Source organism: Kosakonia pseudosacchari, assembly GCF_900184035.1.
In the GTDB taxonomy this organism is placed as follows: Bacteria; Pseudomonadota; Gammaproteobacteria; order Enterobacterales; family Enterobacteriaceae; genus Kosakonia; species Kosakonia pseudosacchari.
Genome location: NZ_FXWP01000026.1, coordinates 81,705 through 101,089 on the forward strand (window position 1 = coordinate 81,705; position 19,385 = coordinate 101,089).

Here is a 19,385-nt window from a genome sequence, read left to right on the forward strand (position 1 = left end):
GGATACCTTTATGTACGACTCCTATTACGATATCGAGACGATCTTAAGCAAAATCAATTCCTCCGGCACCCGCTCGACGGTGGTGGACGCCAATTCCCTGCTTGCCTCGCTGATGCCTAACTCCTTCGCCGAGATCTGGGCCGGCTATCAGGACGTGTTAACCTGGGGCGAGGCGAAGTACCTCAGCCGGGCTGTCCGCGACGCACAGAAAAAAAATAAAGAAACCGAGGCACGAATTCTGAGCCGCGCCAACCCGCAACTGACCCGCGCTATCCAATTGGGTATTTCTCAGAATACGACCCTAACCCAGAGCCAGAACCTACGGGATTATGATGCACAGTTCGGTAACCGGGCACAGCAGTATGTTGCGCCGGGCTCGGTGGCCTCAATGTTCTCGCCGGCCGGTTACCTGACTGAACTCTATCGTGAAGCCCGTGATCTGCACGCCACCGACAATGCGCGTCATCTGGATAAGCGTCGCCCGGATCTAACCCGGCTGGCGCTGAGCCAGGACAATATGGATGCAGAGGTCAGCACACTGTCGATAGCCAATGACATTGTGCTCAGCAACCTTGTCAGCATCGAGGGAACGGACAGCGATACGATAATGGAGAAACTTTCCACCTGGCGGCTGTCCGGTAATACGCCGTACCATCTGCCTTATGAAGGCGCGCGGCAGGCAATATTATTGCAAGATCCGATGCTGGCGGCGCTTGAGTCGAACCCGGATATCGCTCAGCAAATTGATTTGTCTTCGTTGCTGGCTATCGTCGCAGATATCTCGCCGGAACTGTATGCCATTCTGACCGAGACTATCACTGAATCCAATGCTTCGACGTTATACACGAGAAATTTTGGCTCGCGGAGTACAGGCAGTTTGCTCAATGCTTACCAGCTTGCCGGGTATTATGATATTCCCGCTGATGACATATTTATCCTGACTAGTCTGCTGGGGCACCGTGATTATTCCGAGCCGATTCAGTATTACCGTGGTGGTTCGCTGACCACGCTGGTTTCGACCGATGGTAGCTCAGTGGGACAAGTCGTTGACATTTACCGCCAAAGTATCAGCTCTCAACTCAATTATCTGGAGCTATTGCCGCTGGGTGGTGACAGCTATCTGGTCAATTTTAACTTCAAGTCCGTGTGGGCCCCGGGGGAAAAACTCTATATCGGCACACAAAGCGGGTATTCTTCTGATCTCTATACCGGGATGCTCGCCCCGCAGTCAAATCAGCATTACAGTATCCCGGTCACCATCCCGGCAGAGAAAGTACAACAAGGTGTCGAGATTGGTATATCAAGGATCAGGCTCGATACGGGAGCCTATTATTTTGCTAATGCCAAATTTCGGCAATTCAACCTGCCATCAGAGCAGTACCTGCTGTACCTCAATAAAATCATCCGTCTGTATAAAGCCACCGGACTGACGGCGGAGCAGATGTATCTGCTGATGTATAACGACCCCCATTCGTTTTTATTTGATGCCAACATATTGCAACTGAGTTTTCTCAGTCTCTTCTATCAGCAGCACTACAGCCTGCGTTTTGAGGACGCGCTGGTGCTGGCGGGCGGGCATATCAGCAATATCAGCGTGGAAGGGCAGGTTACCTACTTCACTACCCTGTTCAACACGCCGCTACTCAATAACCGCGAATTCTTTGCTGACGGGGCCACGGTGGACTGGAATGCCACGGATGCAGACAGCGTGTTCCGTACCAGCGTCATCAAGCGTGGCTGCCGGGTGAGTCGTTCGGGGCTGGATACCCTGTGGCAGCTGGCGGCGGGCAGCACGGTATTCACCGCGACGGCAGAGAATCTGGCGCTGCTGTACCGCACACAACTGCTGGCGGAGGTGCACCAGCTCACGGCCAGTGAACTGCGGATGCTGCTCTCCGTCTCGGCCTGGAGCCAGGCGCCGCTCGGCTCCCTGGATGCCGGCGATTTTGCCACGCTGGTGACCTGGCTTCACGGCATGACCCGCTGGCTGAAAGCGCTGGACTGGACGGTGAGTGAGCTGTACCTGATGGTGACGACGAGTTACAGCACGGCGATGACACCGGAAATTGAGACCCTGATGACCACCCTGCGCGGTGCCGTCAGTGCGGATAACCTGACCAGCCTCTCTTCTGCCGCGCTGATTGCCCGGCTGGCGCCCGCCGTCGCGGCGGCCTGCCAGTTGGGTCATTCCGGCCAGGCGCAGAGTATCCTGCTCTGGCTTGACCAGTTAAAACCGGGTGGCACCGATGTGAAGGGCTTTGCCACGCTGGTACTGAAAGATAACCGTACGGAGGCCGAGACGGTAAGCCTGGTGACGTTCTGCCAGATACTGGGGCAGCTGACGCTGCTGGTGCGTAAAACGGGTATCAGCGATTACCTGCTGTCGGCGCTGGTGGCGAACCCGGCGCTGGTGGCCAGCGGGACAACAGTCGCGGTGCTGACACTGGACACGGTACAGCGGCTGAGCCGGGTGAACCGTCGCATCATGCAGACCGGGAGCTACGCGCAGCAGATACTGACGGCGCTGGTGGAGGGGGGGCTGAGCCCGGCGCTGCTGGCGCAGGCGCTGGGTGAAAGCAGCCTGTCGGTCAGCCAGGCGCTGGCGCTGTCGGGGCCCGGGAACACGATAACCACGCTGAAAACGCTGGATGTGACGCTGCAGTGGCTGGATTTCTCTGCGGCGCTGAACTGTTCACCGCAGACGGTGGCGTCGCTGGTGGCGCTGAAATACATCAATATCACGGCGGGCAATTCACCGGCGTACGCGGACTGGGTGGGTGTGAGTAACCTGCTGCAGGCGGGGCTGAGTCCGGAGCAGACCAGGAAGCTGCAGCAGCATCTGGAGGAGCGGACCAGCGCGGCGCTGAGCACGTACTACATCCAGACCTCGGGCAACGCGGAGGTGACAAACCGCGAGCAGCTGTATGTCTGGCTGCTGGTGGACGGGCAGGTGTCCTCGCAGGTGACCACCACGCGGGTGGCGGAAGCGATAGCGAGTCTGCAGCTGTACGTGAACCGCAGCCAGAACGGTCTGGAAGCGGAGATACTGCGCCCGGTGCTGACGCGGCAGTTCTTCACGGACTGGGACCGGTACAACAAGCGCTACAGCACCTGGGCGGGGGTGTCGCAGCTGGCGTACTACCCGGAAAACTATATTGACCCGACGGTGCGGACGGGGCAGACGAGCATGATGGACGACATGCTGAACACCATCGGGCAGAGCGCGCTGAGTGCTGACACGGTGGGGGATGCGTTCCGTGGGTACATGACGCAGTTTGAGAAGGTGGCGAACCTGGACATCGTCAGCGCCTACCATGACAACGTGAGCACGGGAGAAGGGCGAACCTGGTTTATCGGCAAATCGCTGGTGGACGGCGAGCGGTATTACTGGCGTTCGCTGCAGCAGAACATGCTGACAGACGGAAAATACCCGGCGACGGCGTGGAGCGAGTGGCTGGAAATCGGCTCGGGTATCGCGGCGTACAACAACATGGTGCGGCCGGTGGTGTTTAATGACCGGCTGTATGTGGTGTGGGTGACGGAGCAGCCTGTGGCGACGACGGACGACGGCGGCACGGTGGCACAATCGACGGATTATTTTCTGAGCTTCGCTTACATGCGTCATGACGGTAGCTGGAGCTCGCCTTTGAGCGCAAAACTGTCGGGATTTCTGCCGTCAGAAGATATCAGTGCGATGTCATCGAAACATTTTTACTGTACCAACAGTAATGAAGGCGATCCGGAGATTGTGGCGATCTTTTATACGCCCGCCGCCAGCGAGGCGGCTAATCAGAACCAGACAGTATCAGGATTAATCATTTCAGTCGAACATGAAATATCCGCCTCAACCAAAATAGACTATTACCACTCTTTTTGCTGGCGGCAATATGACACGCAAAGTGAACAACAGGTTAGTTTCTTATTTATGGCGGAGCTAGCGTTTACCGCTGGCGGTCTGGATTATGGCTGGGGCTATGAAGATCTATCCATTATGAGTGGTGGCAGTTATAAAATCAGTAGTGTTACTTTGGATGCAGATGAAGGTGTTATTCATATTAACTGCAATATGAACGTTCGCTATGTATTTAATGGTTATAACGGCGGTAGCTTTGGTAATAACAGAAGGAATTGGATGGATTTAATTAGATTCTCAGGCGATTTGAATTGTCAGTATGTTATTTATAGACAGCCGTTTATATACGCTTATGGCGAAACGGAAAATAAAGGAATTGCTATCGACATTCTTAATTATAATGGGAATCCGATTAGAAGCTTGCTGAAAACTGAACGCGGTACGGCAACGCTTGGCGCTGAAATGAAAGATGGAACCAAGATTAAGATGTATGGCCTAAATAATCCGTTGGGTCTATGGGGGACGGACTGGTATTACTTTTCCGATGATCATGGTCAACTTGATAATGTTGTAAGTCTCTATGCCGACGATGATTTTCATTTATTACAGCTTTTCGGCTCACCTGTTGAATATTCCACTATCGTTAAGCCGGAAGATGTCGGTTACTCTGTAACAGCCGCCAGTGGATATTCTGTTTCTGGTCAAGGTTCATCCGATATGACCACGCCGGGTTGGGAAACCACCTACAGCTTTACAAATAAAACGTTAACCTTCCCGGTATCTGAGTTCAGGAACGGAATACTGGAACTGACGATTAGTTTTTATGCAAAAAATTCACTGGGGCAATCCCTGGGAAGAGAGACTGCCACCATGACCATTTCCCAGCGGGAGGATGTGCGGAAATTAACGTTCTCGCGTACCGATACAGGAGCTCAGTATCTACAGCGTGATGTTTACCGGGTACGTATTAATACGCTGTTTGCCCGGCAGTTAGTGGCTCGCGCGAACCTGGGGCTGGATGCGGTGTTATCAATGGAAACCCAGCAACTGCAGGAGCCGAAACTGGGCAAAGGCTTATATTGCGACTTTGTGATCCCCCCCTACAATGCCAGTGTGCATGGTAATAGCCGCGCATTTTCTTTCTACCTTACGCTTGTTGTCGATGACTGGACTAAATTCCCCTACTATTCGGGAACATTTGCCGATACATCCACCACTGTCAGGGTGTTTGTACCCTTTTCTGATGTGCCGTTTAGCCCCGGTTCTATAGCACAGATATTTATGGCTTACGCTAACATGCCGGTTGAGCATGCTAACGAAGGCTTCAGGGGCGCGCATTTCATTTACAGCGATAGTAATGATTACAACTCGACAGTGGTGATGAATCCTAAATCGGATCTGAGCATGTTCGAGAGCGTCGATATTCTGAGCAATGACACCGAACCGATGGATTTCGCCGGTGCCAACGCGCTCTACTTCTGGGAGATGTTCTTCTACGTACCCTCAATGGTGTTCCAGCGCCTGCTGCACGAAAGCAAGTTCGATGACGCCACCACGTGGATGAAATACATCTGGGACCCGGCAGGGTACTACAACACTGACGGCACACCCGCGCCGTGGACGTGGAACGTGCGCCCGCTGGAGGAGGACACCTCATGGAACCCGGATCCGCTCGATTCCGTCGACCCGGACGCGGTGGCGCAGTCTGACCCGATGCACTACAAAGTCGCCTTTTTTATGCGGGTGCTGGATTTGCTGATTGCCCGCGGCGACGCGGCCTACCGGCTGCTGGAGCGCGATACCCTTAACGAAGCCAAAATGTGGTACGTGCAGGCGCTGAACCTGCTGGGCGATGAGCCTGCCGACTCGCTGGTCAACGGCGGCTGGTCGAACCCGGTACTGGGAGATGCCGCCAGCCTGACACTGAAAGAGTCCTTCCAGCTGGAGATGATAAACATCCGCGAAGCGACGGTAACGGATGCAGAGACCCGCACGGCGAACTCACTGCTGGGGCTGTTCTACCCGCAGATGAACGACAGACTGAGCGGTTACTGGCAGACGCTGCGCCAGCGGCTGTACAACCTGCGGCATAACCTGTCGATTGACGGCCAGCCACTTTACCTGCCGGTGTATGCCGCTGCGGCCAGCCCGTCGGCGCTGCTGAGTGCGGCGGCGATATCCGCCAGCGGCGGGGATTCCCTGCCTGCGGTCGCCCTGCCACTGCTGCGCTTCCCGGCGCTGCTGGAGAGTGCGCGGGGTCTGGTATTCCAGCTCACCCAGTTTGGTAACACCATGCTGTCAATTACCGAACGTCAGGATGCGGAAGCACTGTCCCTGCTGTTGCAGAACCAGGGTCTGGCGCTGCTGCGCCAGAGCATTGCGGTACAGGAGCATGCCCTGACCGAGCTGGATGCAGACAAAGATGCGCTGACGGCCAGCCGACAGGGCGCGGAGGAGAGGCGCAACAGCTACAAGAAACTGTACGATGAAAATGTCAATGCCGGTGAAGCCCAGGTGATGGATTTACTATCCGTTGCATCAGTGGTCTCTGAAGCGGCCACTGCGCTCAATATGGGCGCTGCGGCGCTGGATATGTTGCCCAATGTTTATGGTCTGGCGAGTGGTGGATCCCGCTATGGCGCTATTCTGTCAGCCGTAGGATTTGGCGTTCAGATTGCTGCCGACCGTGTGCAACTTTCAGGTACTAAAATCGCCCAGTCGGAAATTTATCGCCGCCGCCGCCAGGAGTGGGAGATCCAGCGCAACAGTGCGGAAGCGGAAATGAAGCAGATAGATGCGCAACTGGCGTCACTGGGCGTGCGCCGTGAGGGCGTGGTGCTACAGAAAGCGCAGGTGGAGACGCAACTGGCGCAGACGCAGGCACAGCTTGACTGGCTGCAGGGCAAGTTCACCGGGCCGGCGCTGTACAGCTGGCTGCGCGGCACACTGGCCTCGATTTACTATCAGTTCTATGACGTGGCCATCGCCCGGTGTCTTCAGGCGCAACGCGCCTGGCAATGGCGCTTCAATGATGATGCCACCACGTTTATCAAGCCGGGAGCCTGGCAGGCGAACTGGCTGGGTTTTATGAGCGGCGAAACGCTGTTGCTGAGCCTGGCGAGTATGGAGCAGGCGTGGATTAATCAAGATTCACGCATGGCTGAGATCAGTAGAACTGTTTCACTCAAAGAGGTCTACAGCGGGTTATCGACGGGAGCCTTTACCCTGGCGGACCAGGCAGCCTCTCTGGTGAGTAGCGGGACGGGCAGCGCGGGCAGCGGGGGTAACACACTGTCTGTGGCCAACGGAGAACTACAGGCGAGTATTAAGCTTGCCGATCTGAACATTCTTTCTGACTATCCGGCGTCGCTGGGGGCAATCCGGCGCATCAAGCAGGTCAGTGTCACGCTACCGTTGCAAGTTGAACCCTATCAGGATATCCGGGCGGTGCTCAGTTATGGCGGCAGCGTGGTGCTTCCGCAGGGGTGCAACGCACTGGCTGTTTCACACGGAATGAATGACAGCGGCCAGTTCCAGCTCGATTTTAATGATGAACGCGCGTTGCCGTTTGAAGGGATCCCAGTGGATGACAGCGGTACGCTGACGCTGAGTTTTCCAGACATTGCTGGCGAGCAAAAAGATCTGCTGATCGGGCTGACGGATATCATTTTGCATATCCGCTACACCATTACCGGCTAACACTATGTATCTGTTTCGGGCGCCCGGTGGGCGCCCGTGGGAGCGCTACGATGCAAAATACAGATAATGTCAGACCTGAAACGCCTTCTTTACCGAAAGGTGGCGGTGCGATCAGTGGCTTAAAAGGCGATGTTGCAAGCGCAGGGCCAGATGGGGCAAATACTCTGGTTATTCCGTTACCCATCAATTCAGGGAGAGGTTATGCGCCTTCGTTGGCGCTTAGCTATAGCAGTCGCTCAGGCAATGGCCCCTTTGGAATGGGCTGGAGTGTGGATACACCGGCTATCCGTCGCCGGACGAAAAAGGGGACGCCAAACTACGACGACCAGGATGAATACGTTGGGCCAAATGGCGAAGTGTTGGTACTGAGTTCGGGCGACACCCGCACAGCCACGTCGCTGCTTGGTGTGAACCTGGGTAACAGCTTTACCGTTCACCGTTATCGTTCGCGTGTGGAAAGTGATTTTAGTCGGCTGGAGTATTGGTCTTCAACCGGCACTGGAGCGCGTGATTTTTGGCTGTATTACAATCCAGACGGACAAGTGCTGTTGTTCGGCAGCACTGCGCAGGCGCGGGTGAGTAACCCAGAAAACCCGGATAATACGGCTATCTGGCTGCTGGAGTCGTCAGTATCGGCAACGGGTGAGCAGATGTACTGGCTGTATCGTGCGGAAGATAATACAGGCTGCGAAACCGCCGAAACAACAGCCCATCCGCATGCGACCGCACAGCGCTATCTGACGGCTGTCTACTACGGTAACCGCGTAGCAGGGAGAACGCTCCCTGGTCTGATGACGGAGACAGCCATCAGTGAGTGGCTGTTTTTGGTGGTGCTGGATTATGGTGAGCGCAGCGTTGATCTTATGACCACTCCGGCCTGGGTGGCTCCCGGTTCAGGCGACTGGCTGTGCCGCCAGGATTGCTTTTCCAGTTGGGAGTACGGTTTTGAAATGCGCACACGCCGATTCTGCCGCCAGGTGCTGGGTTATCATTTTACGCAGGCATTGGCAGGTGCGTCAGAGAGTGCGCCAGAACAAGTTTCCCGTCTTATTCTGACCTATAACGATTCTCCAGCTGTCACGACGCTGGCATCCATTCAGCAGGTGGGGCTGGAGCCGGACGGTACGCTGACCTCGCTTCCTCCGATGGTGTTTGACTGGAATACGTTTATCACGAAGCCAGAAACCTCCTGGCAGGAACGGGAAGATTTAGCCAATCTGAATGCCTGGCAGCCCTACCAACTGGTGGATCTGAACGGTGAAGGGCTGGCTGGGGTTCTGTATCAGGATAGTGGAGCGTGGTGGTACCGTGCTCCTGTGCGTAAGCCAGGCAAAGATGCGGATGCCGTCATCTGGGATAAACCCGCGCCATTACCCGCCATTCCTGCTTTGCGCGACAGAGGGATGCTGATCGATATTAACGGCGATGGTTATATGGAATGGGTCGTCTCTTCAGCCGGTGTAAATGGTGTATATGCACGTACGCCGGAACGGGGCTGGTTGAATTTTTCTCCGCTATCCGCCTTTCCTGTCGAATATCAGCACCCTCGCGCTCAGCTTGCGGATGCATCAGGATCAGGCTTAGCTGATTTAGTGTTAATTGGTCCGAAAAGCGTTCGTCTGTATATCGGCACCGGCGAAGGCTGGGAAAAGGCCCGCAATGTGATACAACCCGATGGCGTCACGCTGCCAGTTGCTGGCTCAGATGGTAATGTGCTGGTGGCTTTCAGCGATATGGCAGGGAGCGGGCAACAACATCTGGTAGAGATTAAAGAGGATCAAGTACGTTACTGGCCTAATAAAGGTCACGGGGAGTTTGGCACGCCCGTAGTCATGTCCGGCTGGACAGCGCCGGGCGGTATTTTTAACCCGCAGCAACTCTATCTGGCGGATATCGACGGCTCAGGCACCACGGATGTGGTATATGCGCTCAGTAAAAAATTCCTGGTATATATCAATCAAAGCGGGAACAGTTTCTCGGAGCCTTTTGAAGTTCTGTTGCCGGAAGGCGTGCGTTATGACAATACCTGTGATCTCCAGGTTGCAGACATTCAGGGGTTGGGCATTGCCAGTCTGGTACTGACCGTGCCTCATCCTGAGCCCCGCCACTATGTCTGCCATTTATCAAGTATCAAACCCTGGTTGTTGAACCAAATGCGCAACAATATGGGGCAAAGACATAACTTCACCTACCGCAGCTCCGCGCAGTTCTGGCTGGATGAAAAGCAAGATGCAGCGGCAGCGGGTGCGCCGGTTCCGGTCAGCTATTTGCCCTTCGTTCTTCATTTATTATCGCGTACGGATATTACTGACGAAATTACCGGTAATCGTCTGGTGAGTACCGCCCGTTACCGTTATGGTGCCTGGGATGGGAAAGAGCGCGAGTTTCGTGGCTTTGGTTTTGTCGAAATCCAGGATACCGATACGCAGGAAAGTGAGGGAACCACTACAGAAATTAGCCAGCCATCAATTTCGCGGCAGTGGTTTTCCACGGGTTTACCCGCCATAGATGATCAACTGGCGGCGAACTGGTGGACTGGCGATAGTGCAGCGTTTGCGCATTTCTCTCCCCGCTTCACCTCGGGGTACGCGGACAATGAACAGCCTTATATTCCGGACGATAGTGAAGTCTTCTGGCTACGCCGTGGCACAAAAGGCATGTTGTTGCGCAGTGAACTCTATGGTCAAGACACTAGCAAACAACAAATCGTGCCGTATCAAGTCAGCGAATCCCGGCCTCAGGTGCGTCTGGTAGCAGCAGCGGGTGAGGGAGGGTATCCGATTGTTTTGCCCCTTACGGCAGAAACACGTACTTATACCTATGAGCGGGTAAGCAACGATCCGCAATGCAGCCAGCAGGTGACGTTGACCAGCGATCAGTATGGTCAACCGTTATTTGCCTTCACGCTAAATTATCCACGCCGTGCGAAACCGGCGACTAGCCCCTACCCGGATACGCTACCGGAGACGCTATTTGATTCCAGTTACGACGACCAGCAGCAGCAACTGGTGGTAACCCGGCAGGAAAACCATTGGTATAGCATTGATGACATGGCCTCAGGAAGGTGGGTAAACGGCCTGGTTGATGCGGTGAGAAGTGACGTTTATCTCTACTCTTCTGCACCGGATACAGGCTTAACGTTGGAGGATCTCACACACTCTGGCGCGCCGCTGGGTACGCCAGCCAGCCAGGCGTTCGCGGGCTGGTATCAGCCATGGTATCTGGATGGCAATGACAGCCCCACTTCAGAGCTGCCAGCTTTTCCGCCACGTATCGGCTTTACTGAAACGGCGGTACTTGACGACGAGATGGTCGCCGAGCTGAAAGAGGATCTGACCGACAGTGTGCTGCAACAGGCCGGATATGTCTGGCTCTCGTTCCTCGGGGCGTGGGTCGTGCATCGTAATCTCACCACCTATGGCACGGCAGAGTATTTTTGGTTGCCACAAATGGTGCGTGATTCGGAATTAACGGGAGCGACAATCCTGATTCGCGACGTGTACAACTGCGTGATCACGAAAGTTATTGATGCCGCAGGGCTTACCACGCAGGCGGAATATGACTGGCGGTTCTTAACCCCCGTTAAAATTATCGATGTGAACAACAATATTCATCAGGTAACGCTTGATGCCTTAGGTCGAGTGACCAGCCAACGTTTTAGTGGTACCGAGAACGGGGTGGCTGCCGGGTATAGCAATACTGTATTCAACCAGCCTGCTGGTGCGGAAGAGGCTCTGGCGTTGACGGCGCCGTTACCCGTCGCCCAGTGTCAGGTTTATGTGACTGACAGTTGGCAAAATGGTGCGGGGATACCGCCGCATGTAGTGACGCTGGTTACCGATCGCTATGACGACAGTGATGAACAGCAGATCCGCCAGTCGGTGCTTTTTAGTGATGGTTTTGGGCGGCAGCTACAAACTGCTGTCCGTTTCGAAGCCGGGGAGGCCTGGCAACGTACAGATGATGGCACGCTTATTACCGATGTGGTGCAGACGACGACACGCTGGGCAGTAAGCGGGCGCACAGAATATGACAATAAAGGACAGGCGATTCGCACGTATCAACCCTATTTTCTGAATAGCTGGCAGTGGGTGGTGGATGACAGCGCGCGTGAAGATTTATATGCCGACACCCATTATTACGATCCTATCGGGCGTGATATACAGGTCTTAACGGCAAAAGGGTATTTGCGCCGGACACTCTATACGCCGTGGTTTGTGGTCAGCGAAGATGAAAACGATTTGACGGAGTTCAGGCTTGTGTGGTCGATTGAACTGGTCGCGGTTACTAACAGTGCTATGGCGGATAACACCTCTTCTAATAGTGTAAGAGCCACGGTTTATGATCAGTATGGTGTGCCGATGGCCGATCAACTCGTGACATTCAGCGCTGATAGCGATGTAACCCTTGAACAAGCCAGTGGGAACACCGACGCCGATGGCAGTGTTACGGCTGTTTTAACGAGTGTTATAGCAGGACAGCATACGTTGACCGTATCTTGCAGCGGGCGAAGCCGTACGATAACGGTAATCTTCACGGCCGATACTGAACATTTGAGCCCGACATTGTCAACATTGGCGGTTGTGCCAAAAAATATCCAGGCGATTGGTACCGATGCGGCAACGGTCACCTTCATTCTGAAGGATATCCACGGCAACCTGGCTCCGGGTCAGAGTGTGTCCATCCTTAGCAGTGTCGCAGGCGTAACTCTGTCGGAAATGGTGGATAACGGTGACGGCTCTTACACCTGTCAACTCACCAGCAATGTTGTCGGCACAACCACTCTGACGGTGAGCGTGAATGGCAATATCATGGATGGCATCGCCTTTACGGTATATATGACGCCGCAAAGACAGGCCATGCCAGATACGACGATTTTCAACCCTAACGATTATCCTTTCGGGCCGTCCGACGGTTTCCCAAATACGGGCATTCTTGGTGCACAATTCCAGGTGCTGTTTGAGGGCTCCGCTTCGAATAACAGTCGCTATCTGTGGGGATCCGATCAACCCTGGATGAGTGTCGATAGTACAGGCACTGTGGAGTTTATTGGTACGCCTGATACCACGAATAATACTGGCACGATTTGGGCAATCCCCATTGATACGGGAACGCCGATGTATGCCTACACCTTCACCTTGAAAAAATGGTTTATCACCGCTGGATCGCAAAAGGCCAACTATGAAAATGCCGTTATCTGGTGCCGGGAGCGTAGGTTATCAATACCGGCAATAACGGATATTGATTACCCTAACTTGTCGGAAAGGCAACGCCATGCAGGGCGGTATCTGTGGTCCGAATGGGGTGATCTATCCCGCAACCCTGGAACCGGCATTACGTCTGATTATTACTGCTGGGTAACGGATCTGGATGCGCGCGGCTTACATCAGAATGTGGCGCTTGATTCAGGCGGAAACAGCCTTGATCTCACCGCCGATGCACCGTATCGCACATATTACGTTGTGGGCAAACTTCAGTTGGTAGAGGAACCTGTTCCTTCGTTGGTGACGTTTACCCTTGAAAGAGATAATGCGGTCGCTGATGGACAGGATGTCAACTATACCAAGGCCATCATTTATGACCAGTTCGGTAATCTTATGCGCGATCAGATTGTGGAATACAGCAGTGACGATAGCGTCGTATTAGAGTCTGCGTCAGATGTGACGAATCCCGATGGCAAAAGTATTATTGCGTTTAGAAGTAAGGTTGCAGGAGCACATACTATTACCATCACTGCGGGTCAAATTAGTCGCTCATTGACGACCACCTTTGTTGTCGACTTTGCGCATTTAAGCCCGACGTTATCAACATTGACGGCTACGCCGAAAAGTATTCAGGCGATTGGCACCGATGCTGCGACGGTCACCTTCATTCTGAAGGATATCCACGGCAACCCGGCTCCGGGTCAGAGTGTGTCCATTCTTAGCAGCGTAACAGACGTAACCCTGTCGGAAGTGGTGGATAACGGTGACGGTTCTTACACCTGTAAACTCACCAGCAATGTGCTTGGCACAACCACCCTGACGGTGAGTGCGAATGGCACTGTCCTGGACGGTATCACCTTTGTGGTGAATATGACACCGATCAGACAGACGATGCCAAATACGACGATTTTCAACCCTAACGATTATCCTTTCTTCCGGCCAGCCAACGGTTTCCCAAATACGGGCATTCTTGGTGCGCAATTCCAGGTGTTGTTTGAAGGCTCCGCCTCGAATAACAGCCTCTACCAGTGGGGATCCGATCAGCCCTGGATGAGCGTTGACAGTGCAGGCAATGTGGAGTTTATCGGTACGCCGGATACCACCAATAATACCGCCACGATTTCGGCAATCCCTATCGATACAGGTACGCCGATGTATGCCTTCACCTTCACCTTGAAAAAATGGTTTATCACGGCCGGGACACTGAAAACCGATTGGCAGAGCGCCGTTACCTGGTGCGAAGAAAATGGGTTACAGATGCCAGCGGTGTCCGATATCACATATCCTGGTTTGGCAAATAGGTACCGCAAGGCAGGGTTGTACTTGTGGTCGGAATGGGGTGATCTATCCCGCAACCCCGGAACCGGCGTTACGTCTGATTATTACTGCTGGGTGACAGATTTGGATCCTCGCGGCTTGCATTTGAATGTGAGTCTTAATTCGGGTGGAAACAAGTATGATGCCACTCCCGATGCACCGTATAACACCTATTACGTTGTCGGCTTGCAGTACCTGGCAGAACCTCGCGTCGTTTCATCGATAGAGTTCATCCTGGAACAGGATAATGTGCTCTCTGACGGCCTGGCTATCAACTATGCCAAAGTATTCGTTCATGATCAGTTTGGTGACCTGATGCCAGGCATCTATGTGGAATACAGCAGTGACGAGAGTGTGATATTCGATACCACGTCTGATGTGACGAATCTCATTGGCGAAAGTATTGTGGCGTTTAGCAGTGAGGTTGCGGGGCGGCATACGGTGATGGTGTCAGCGGGTGGGGTTACAAGCTCGTTGACAACGACTTTCGCGGTGGATCTTGCTCATCTAAGCCCGACATTATCAACATTGGCTATTGTGCCACAAACCATTCTGGCGAATGGCATCGAAACGGCGATGATCAACTTCTCGCTCAGGGATATTCGCGGTAATTTGACGCCGGGCCAATCCGTGGTATTTACCAACAGCCTCTACGGCGGTGGTATTACGATCAGTAAGGTTGTGGACAATGGTAACGGGACTTACTTTGCACAACTGAGCAGCCATATTTCCGGCAACAATAAAGTTAGCGTAACGTTGAATGGTGCTGCTTTTGCAGTAACGCCTGCGGTTGTCACGCTCGTCAATACGTCGAATTTAGGCGAGCTCAGCCCTGCATTGTCAACGTTCAGTGCGTCGACAGACACCATTACGGCAAATGGCACGGACACATCGACCATTACGCTGACGCTGAAAGATGGTGATGAAGTGCTGAGACCCGGGCAGTACGTGGATTTCATATGTACTATGTCGGGTGCGACGCTGAGTAGCGTAGTCGATAACAATGACGGGACGTACGTCGCGACGCTGAGCAGCATTGTGACCGGAAATGCTGAAGTCAAGGTGATCGTGAACGGTGTTGATTTTGCTTTAACGCCTGTCACGGTGAAAGTCAGCGAGTCGGTTTATCCCAGTGCGCCAAGTCCAACATTATCAACACTGAATGTGTCGAACCTCACTATTAAGGCAAATGGCACCGATACAACGACCATCACATTGACACTGAAGGATGAAGATGGCGACTTGATGACCGGGCAGACTGTGGCATTTAGCAGTAGCCTGCCAGGCGTTACGCTGAGTGGCAATGCGGTAGATAAACATAATGGGACTTACGTCTCGCAGATGAGCAGCACCATCGCCGGGCAGGCTGAGATCTCGGCAATGGTGAATGGTTCTGATTTTGCTGTGCATCATATCGTCGTGACCATCAAGGTGGTGCCCGGTGCGCCAGACCCTGCATCATCCACCCTGACTGCCTCGTCAGATATCGTTATAGCAGATGATAAGGACGTATCGATCATTACGCTGACAGTGAAGGATAAAAACGGAACGCCGGTTCCTGAGCTGCCCGTGACATTCTCTTTTGATAGATTAAGAAATGTCGTTACGGATAACGGCGAATCTCCTTCTACGAGAGAAACAGGTGAACCTACGGATAGAGGAGACGGGACTTACACCTTCGAGCTGACAAGCGCTGTTGCCGGAAGTGTACAGGTTGGCATTGTTATTTATGGCATTGGTTTTTATATCGAACCTGTCACGGTGGTCTTTGAGGAGGTGCTCCCTTCTGGCACGCCATCGCCCAGATTGTCATCGCTGACTGTGTCGCCAGACACTATTCCTGCAAACGGCGCAGATGAAGCAACTATTACGCTCACATTGAAGGATCAATATGGCAATCCGCTCACCGGGAGAAACGTGCGATACTCATGGGTTTTGGACGGTAAGACGACGATCTTTGTGCCTTTAGATAACAATGACGGTATCTACGTCCGTAATGTGAGCTCTACGACCTCTGGAACCGTTCAGATAACTGCATTTTTAGACGGTAATATTCTTGCAATATGGCCTGCTATATTGACGATTACGCCGGAGTAATTTTCACCCTTCAGTAAACAGCTCATTTGAGCTGTTTACTGTTCCCACCGCAATGTTGAGCAGGGTAAAAATGTCATATTGTGCGCGTTTGCTGAAAATGCGGTGTCCTGTGAGCGCCATTTGTTAAGTATTATTTCCCCGCGCTCGCGCCAGCGAGCACGCCCTGCCATGCTGGCGACAATTTTCGACCGAATGGAGCAGAATCGATGCTAAGCAACTTGCTGCGCGATCTCCCCGCCAGCGCAAATGACGCGGAAACGTTCGAAGCTGTGCTATTGCGCCCGGATGTGAAAATCGAGCGTATTGTCTCTACCGGGCAGGCCAGCCCGCCTGACTTTTGGTACTGCCAGCCGCAGAGCGAATGGGTACTGATACTGCAGGGGGCCGCCGGTTTACAACTTGAAGGCGAAGCGCAAGAGCGGGTATTGCAGGTGGGGGATTTTGTAAATATTCCCGCGCATTGCCGTCACCGGGTGAACTGGACACGTGCGGAACCGCCGACCATCTGGTTAGCGGTTCACTACGAATACCCGGACGGAGAACTGCCCGAATGAGTCGTTTCCCTTAGCCACCGAGTTTAACCCTTTGGCAGCAAAATCGGTTGCAGACGCTGCCACACGTGCGGCGTTGCCGCCCAGGCGTTATTGCCCTGCGTTAGCCCATTGTTGGCGAGAAAATCGTTATGCATCCCGCCCGCCTCTTTAATAAGGATCAGCCCCGCCAGCGCATCCCAGCTGTGCAGGTGTGCTTCGAAATAACCATGCACCAGGCCGGCGGCAACGTGCGCCAGCATTAATGCCCCCGCGCCGAAACGGCGATGCTCCACGCCGTGTTCAAACAGAGTTTCGATGGTGTGCGTGTATTCGCGTGGCGGTCTGCGGCTGGAGCGACCAATGCCGAGCACCACCGCGTCGGCGGCGGGTTCGGTGAGGGTTAAGCGTTTATCATTTAAGAACGTGCCCTTACCGCTTTCGGCGAAGAAAAATTCGTCGCGATCCGGGGCGTAAATCACCCCCAGCTTAATGGCTTCATCGCGCACGTAAGCAACCGAAATGCACCAGTAATCCATGCCGAGAATAAAATTGGTGGTGCCATCAATCGGGTCGATCACCCATATGCCGTCGCTGCCCGGCTCCAGCCCGCGCTCTTCACCCAGCAGGCCGTCCTGCGGGCGTTCGGCTTTCAGCCAGGCGCGTAATTCGGTTTCAACATACACATCCGCCTGGGAGACAAAATCCTGGCGGCCTTTTTGTTCGATGGTCAGCCCGTTGTCACGGAGCTGTTTCGCCTGCTGACCGAGACGACGAATCAGCGCGCACAGCGCCTGGGTAAACTCTTCTCTCATATCTGGACTCTTAGCCAATCTGTGGCGAGGTTTGTCGGTGAATCAGTGCCACCTTAACCCACTCAACGCGGGAAGGCTGTAAAGGATTTTTCGCCCGCTCCAGCAAGCGCGTCAGCGCCCGGTTCGCGATTTCCGCCACATCCTGATGCAGCGTGGTCAACTGGTAGCTGAACTGGCCGCTCTGCGGCGTGTTATCAAAGCCTATCAAGTGAAAATCGGCTGGCGCGGATTTGCCGCGTTTTCGCATACCGTCGAGAAAACCGCAGGCTAACTGCGCATTGGCGCAGAAAATCCCTTCCGGCAATGTGTCGTCGCAGGCCAGCGCTGCCTGAAAACCACCGTCGTAACCCTCTTCACGCGCATCAAACCAACGAACTTGCTGCTGAGTATCAACGCCAAGTTGTTGCAACGCCTGAAAAAACGCCTCGCCGCGCTGAATGCCCGCCCAGGTCGATCCGCAGTTATTGAGCCAGCCAAAACGGCGGCAGCCGGAGTCATAAAGCTGTTCGGCGGCCTGGCGCGCGCCAGATACGTTGTCGGAGCAGACAAAATCGACAAACGGGATATCCGGGTGGCGGTTGATCCCGACCACCGGAATGCGCTGGCTGACGCACTCGTTAACAATCGCTTCTGGCGGTTGGCCTGAGGTGACGATCACGCCGGAGACGCGAAACTGGGTAAATCGGCGCAGGGTGGCGACCAGATCCTGTTCGCCGGTGATTTCGGTGACCAGCGCCTGGTAGCCCCGGCGCTGGATTTCATGCAGCAAACTTTCCAGCAGGCTGCTGCGAAACGGGTCGCCAATACGCGCGACAATCACGCCAATCAAGTGGCTGCGCTGGCGATTAAGCCCCTGGGCGAGGAAATTGACCTGGTAGCCGAGCTCCTGCGCGGCACGCAGCACTTTCTCTTTGGTCGCCGGCGAAATGCTGCCGTTGCTGCTGAGCGCACGTGACACCACGGCACGGGAAACGCCCGCGCGTTTGGCCACATCTTCGGCGGTCACCGCTTGTTTGCGTAAACTCTGGCTCACCCTTTCCTCTCCGCACGACGGCTGAGATCGGTGGCGAAACCATCGTGGCTGAGAAACAAGCCCGGATAGGGCGCGCAAGCCTGTTCAAGCACGGGCAGCGCGGCGTCGTTGCAGTGGTACAAACCCAGGCGCGGTAAGCACAGTTGCTCAAACAGCGCCAGGCAACCGGGAAAATCGCCATGCGAGGCGTCATTAGGTAGCGCGGTTGCCGAAGCGCACTCCTGAAACGCCAGGCAGGCATTGTGCATCAGCGCGATGCTTTCCGGCGTCGGGCGTCCGTCGCCGCTGTAGAAAAGGGTGTGGCCGTCTGCTTCGATTCGCAGGGCGAGATTGGCGAGTTCATGATGGGTAAACGCGGTGCGCATCTGCCAGCCATGCCACTGCCAGGCGGGTTCGCTGTCGCGCCAGTCAATGTCGAAGCAGAGATCGTTTTCCGGCCAGTTAGCGAGGCTCGCCAGTTTTATCAGTACCGGGCGCTGTTCGCGCTGCGACCAGATAATAAGCGGTTTACGGCGCTGAAAACTTTTCCAGTGATTCAGCAGCGCAGTGAGCCCGGTGCAGTGATCCGGGTGGACGTGAGTGAAGTAAATGGCGTCGATGTCGTTTACGTCGCCGCCGTGCTGCCACAGTGCGCGCGGGATTGTCGGGCCACAGTCGATCAGCAGCTGGCGGTTTTCCTTGTCGATAACGCGAATTGCCGAGGTGTTTTGCTGCATCGAGAACGCGCTACCACAGCCCAGAACATCTATTTTCATTTCGCTTCACCAAAATTATCGCGGACTTAATCAAATTGTCACAAATAGCCGACAAAGTAGGCTCACATAATGTCGGTGCAAC

6 protein-coding genes are annotated in these 19,385 nt (G+C 54.3%); 3 read left to right on the forward strand and 3 right to left on the reverse strand.

Going from position 1 to position 19,385, the window contains the following annotated elements:
• Positions 1-10 precede the first annotated feature (10 nt).
• The 3 genes from BN2591_RS22200 (at position 11) to BN2591_RS22210 (ending at position 16,724) form a co-directional block, all read left to right on the forward strand.
• Positions 11-7,552, forward strand: coding sequence for a Tc toxin subunit A-related protein (locus BN2591_RS22200; protein WP_086873933.1), 7,542 nt, complete (start codon positions 11-13; stop codon positions 7,550-7,552).
• A gap of 50 nt (positions 7,553-7,602) precedes the next feature.
• Positions 7,603-16,170: an invasin domain 3-containing protein gene (locus tag BN2591_RS24940; RefSeq protein ID WP_086873934.1), complete on the forward strand. Its 8,568-nt coding sequence runs from the start codon at positions 7,603-7,605 to the stop codon at positions 16,168-16,170.
• 206 nt (positions 16,171-16,376) lie between these two features.
• Positions 16,377-16,724, forward strand: a complete 348-nt coding sequence (locus BN2591_RS22210; protein ID WP_086873935.1) for a cupin domain-containing protein — start codon at positions 16,377-16,379, stop codon at positions 16,722-16,724.
• Positions 16,725-16,747: 23 nt separating this feature from the next.
• Here the strand turns inward: BN2591_RS22210 and BN2591_RS22215 are convergent, their stop codons facing one another.
• Genes BN2591_RS22215 through BN2591_RS22225 form a run of 3 tightly spaced genes read right to left on the reverse strand, consistent with a single transcriptional unit; the run spans position 16,748 to position 19,303 of the window.
• Positions 16,748-17,515 (reverse strand): inositol monophosphatase family protein, encoded by a 768-nt coding sequence (locus tag BN2591_RS22215; protein ID WP_086873936.1) that lies wholly within the window; start codon positions 17,513-17,515, stop codon positions 16,748-16,750.
• Between the two features lie 10 nt (positions 17,516-17,525).
• A complete protein-coding gene (locus tag BN2591_RS22220; protein ID WP_086873937.1) occupies positions 17,526-18,548 on the reverse strand; it encodes a LacI family DNA-binding transcriptional regulator in 1,023 nt (340 codons plus the stop codon).
• A complete protein-coding gene (locus BN2591_RS22225; protein WP_086873938.1) occupies positions 18,545-19,303 on the reverse strand; it encodes an MBL fold metallo-hydrolase in 759 nt (252 codons plus the stop codon). The genes BN2591_RS22220 and BN2591_RS22225 overlap by 4 nt, the downstream gene beginning before the upstream one ends.
• Positions 19,304-19,385: the final 82 nt, after the last annotated feature.

Coding starts and splice junctions, on each gene's coding strand:
- BN2591_RS22200 (WP_086873933.1), top strand. CDS start 11: ATGTACGACTCCTATTACGATATCGAGACGATCTTAAGCAAAATCAAT.
- BN2591_RS24940 (WP_086873934.1), top strand. CDS start 7,603: ATGCAAAATACAGATAATGTCAGACCTGAAACGCCTTCTTTACCGAAA.
- BN2591_RS22210 (WP_086873935.1), top strand. CDS start 16,377: ATGCTAAGCAACTTGCTGCGCGATCTCCCCGCCAGCGCAAATGACGCG.
- BN2591_RS22215 (WP_086873936.1), bottom strand. CDS start 17,515: ATGAGAGAAGAGTTTACCCAGGCGCTGTGCGCGCTGATTCGTCGTCTC.
- BN2591_RS22225 (WP_086873938.1), bottom strand. CDS start 19,303: ATGAAAATAGATGTTCTGGGCTGTGGTAGCGCGTTCTCGATGCAGCAA.